At 32.3% G+C, this 3,422-nt stretch carries 3 protein-coding genes; 1 reads left to right on the top strand and 2 read right to left on the bottom strand.

From position 1 onward, the window contains the following. Window positions 1-100 precede the first annotated feature (100 nt). Complete coding sequence (locus tag F6K13_RS24525; protein ID WP_161564629.1) at window positions 101-253, top strand: hypothetical protein; 153 nt, start codon at window positions 101-103, stop codon at window positions 251-253. 467 nt (window positions 254-720) lie between these two features. On the opposite strand, the gene F6K13_RS24520 is transcribed toward F6K13_RS24525, so the two are convergent. Together F6K13_RS24520 and F6K13_RS24515 are read right to left on the bottom strand one after the other, a co-directional pair. After that, entirely contained in the window at window positions 721-1,740 is a 1,020-nt protein-coding gene (locus tag F6K13_RS24520; protein WP_124146160.1) for a sensor domain-containing diguanylate cyclase, read from the bottom strand. A 109-nt stretch (window positions 1,741-1,849) separates the two neighbouring features. Beyond that, window positions 1,850-3,422: polysaccharide deacetylase family protein (locus F6K13_RS24515; RefSeq protein WP_287288652.1), on the bottom strand; the 1,573-nt coding region annotated here is incomplete at its 5' end.

Below are 3,422 nucleotides of genomic sequence, written 5' to 3'. Positions count from 1 at the left end.
ATTGGAGGAATATTTGGCTCATTCGTAGGAGTTATAATGGAAATATATACTAAATCTAATAATTAAATTCAAGGGTGTATTGAAATATCTGATATTAATTTTGAATAAATTAGTTTTGAAGAAGGAAGAAAGCTTTAGTTATATCCTAGGAGAGAAGGAAAAAGTGCATGGGGATACTGAAAAATTGCAACTTTACCTATACAAACCCCAACAAGCTTGTAAACAGTGTGACGGTAGTGTATTAAATCCATAAGGGAAAAGATCATTACTTGTATTTCAGATAAAATTGATCTTTGACTCTCTAGTTCAACTTTCAGCCTTTGTGAAATAACTCTACCATTATTTTTCGTATTTCATATCATCTCAAATCAGGTTGAATAACCTCACTTCAATTTAGTAATCATATGAACTATAAAAAAGAACGCTATGAATAATTTCCCTGCTTAAAAGACTGTACTTAGAAATATAGATTTTACTAAAAACAGAGTTTGACTCTAGCTAAATAATATATAGGCTATTCCTACTGACTCCTGACTGTTTGAAACAGCCTAAGTATTTGTAGCAAAAATTTTAGTATTTAATATCAGTAGGGGAAACAAAAAAAATTATACCTGAGTCTTATATGATTTTTTCTTTCCTAACAAACATAATTAATTCTATGAGCAATAACACAATCTCGTCCCTGTTCTTTTGCTTGATAAAGCGCCTGATCAGCATCTATTAATCATGTACGACAGATAATTGTAACGTAGGAATTACGCTACTTACTCCTAAACTTACAGTTACATAAGGACTTACTTTTGAACAAGCGTGAGGTATTTCAAACCTTTTGATTTCTCTCCTAATTAATTCTGCTCTTCGTAAAGCTTCCTTAATATTTGTATTTGGTAATATAACTCCAAATTTTTCGCCACCATAACGACAGACTAAATCTGTAGAAAATTTAGCTACCTTGCTAATAGCTTGAGCAACTTTTTTGAGGTATTTGTCTCCCTCTGGATGCCCATAAAAATCATTATAATATTTGAAATAATCCACATCACAAAGGATGAGAGATAAATATTTTTTGTCTTGTCTAAGTTGCTCCCATTTTTGATGAAAATATTCATCGAATGTACGACGATTAGCCAAAGAAGTTAAAATATCAAAACTGGCAATTAGTTTTAAATTTTGGTTTGCTTTTTTCAGAGCTAACTCAGATTTTTTACGTTGAATTAATCCACCTAACTGAGTTGCCACAGCATTAACTAACTGTATAGAATTTTGATCTAATGTTTGAGAAAATTTCTGGAAAAATACTAAGATAGCTAAAACCTGTTTATCTAGAATAATCGGTATTCCCAATGCAGATTTAATACCTATTTTTTCGGCAATTTTAAAACAAATAAAAACTGAATCTTTTTCCTGATAAATATCTTTTACCCATTCTGTTTGCTGAGAATTCCACACCCTTTGTAGTAAGCTTTCTTGGGAGTTAAAGGTAATAATTTGATGCTGTTGTCGAAATTTTAAAGCTGCTGGTAAAGTACCGTTATTACTATTACTAGAATACCATCCTCTACTAAATTTGAGCATTGTAGCTTCTGGGTCAGGAATCCATGCTTCTCCAAAATCCCAATTCATTGTTTGACAAACTTCTGCTAAAGTTAATTCTAATGCTGATTCAATATTAACTTTTTTAAAAGTCAGCTTAACAAGTATAGCATTTTTAATACTGGTGAGGTAGCTTTGCCTTAGCAATATTCTGAATGCTAATTAGTTATGTAGCAGTAAATAATTTCCGACTGCTATATGAATTTATATTGATTTAGTTAATCATTTTTTCAATCTAATAATTGACTTTTATTTATCAATACTGAGCGACAACACAAGTTGATTTGGAAGCTGACTTTGGTGAAACTAAAGCCACTACATGAGGAACAGGACGTGGAGTATACCTGACTAAAGATTTACCTTCATAAACTAGAGACGTACTAGCTCCAGAATCTAACATAACTGCATCCCGAAATCCTACTTGTGCTAAAAGTTGAGCAAGTTTAACGGAACCAATTCTTTTATAAGATACACCAATGATAGGTTGACCACTACGATGAATACCCCAAAATGCTCGGTGACGAGGTTCGTTGAACTTGAATAATTCACCAAAACTTTCTGGTGGTTGAGGTTGATAATTTCTCACTAAAAATGCAGCTCCCACAAAAGCATCTGTAAAATTTGGCATCTCTGCTTTTATGCCTTTGATTGTATTGTGATTTTCGGGATTAAAAGGAATAAAATTTACTTGATCATCACTAATTAATACTAACGGACGATTCTTTAATTTATTGTTGTCATAGTTATCTCCAGGCACAAATTTTTTTGTATTCTGACTAAAAATCGGACCAATTACTTTGTTAGAATCTAGTTTTTCCAGAGAAAAAAATACTCCATCCACTCCAGCGATCGCCTCGTTTTTTGCCACAATATCTTTAACTTGATACCGACTATCTGCATGAATAGTTATTGGTTTTCCTCCAGAAATTAAAATTAATGGAATTCCTTGAAGAGTTATTTCATTTTTGATAATTTGACCAGTAAAATCAAACCCAAATTTCCAGGGAGGTAATTGTAATCCACCAAAAGTTTTTGCAATTGCCTTTTTTAATCCTGATTGACCAAAGCGGTCTATTGCCAATAAACTTTTTGATTCATTACTAAAGATATTTTTATTATTTTCCATTGTTAGTGCTGCTTCATATCCCGCTACTTTTACCCAAGCACTAACACGTTCATCATATTTACCTTCTGGATAAGTAAAATAGTTAATTTTTATTCCTAATTTTTTCTCTAAAATTTGCTTTGATTTGAAAATTTCTGCTTGTAGTTCTCGGTCAGATAATTTAGTTAAATCTTTGGGATGAGTAACACTATGGGAAGCAATTGTGACTAATGAATTTTTTGCCATTTCTTGCAATTGTGACCAAGTGAGAGTAGAACGACCAACTATTTTGCCTTCTATTTTGTCTGTATATACTGAGAAAACTGCTGGATAATTATATTTTTTGAGTAGGGGATAAACTATTTCATAATGACCAATATATCCGTCATCAAATGTCAGAACTATTGGTTTTTCTGGTAATGCTTCTCCTGTGCGTAAATGCTGAATTAATTGGTCTAAGCTAATGGGTGTTGCTCCACTTTCTTGAATTAATTCAAGATGCTTTTCAAATTGTTTTACTGTGACATCAAAGGAAACTTTTTTCTTGGGCAAAATATCGTGATACATCATTACAGGAACTTTCCCTAATCTTGCTCGTTCGTGAATTGTCGGCCAAGGATTAGGGATGGTATTAGCAGCAACAATTGTTTGTTCTCCCAGTGTTGTAATTAAGTTAGCTAATCCCATTTCTGGATTCGTCATCCAGTTAGAAATAGTTAGTAAA

Origin of the sequence: Okeania sp. SIO2B9 (assembly GCF_010672505.1) — a bacterium.
GTDB classification, from domain to species: Bacteria; Cyanobacteriota; Cyanobacteriia; order Cyanobacteriales; family Microcoleaceae; genus Okeania; species Okeania hirsuta.
Note: the sequence above shows the minus strand (reverse complement) of the source record. Positions and strands in the feature narration are given on the sequence as shown.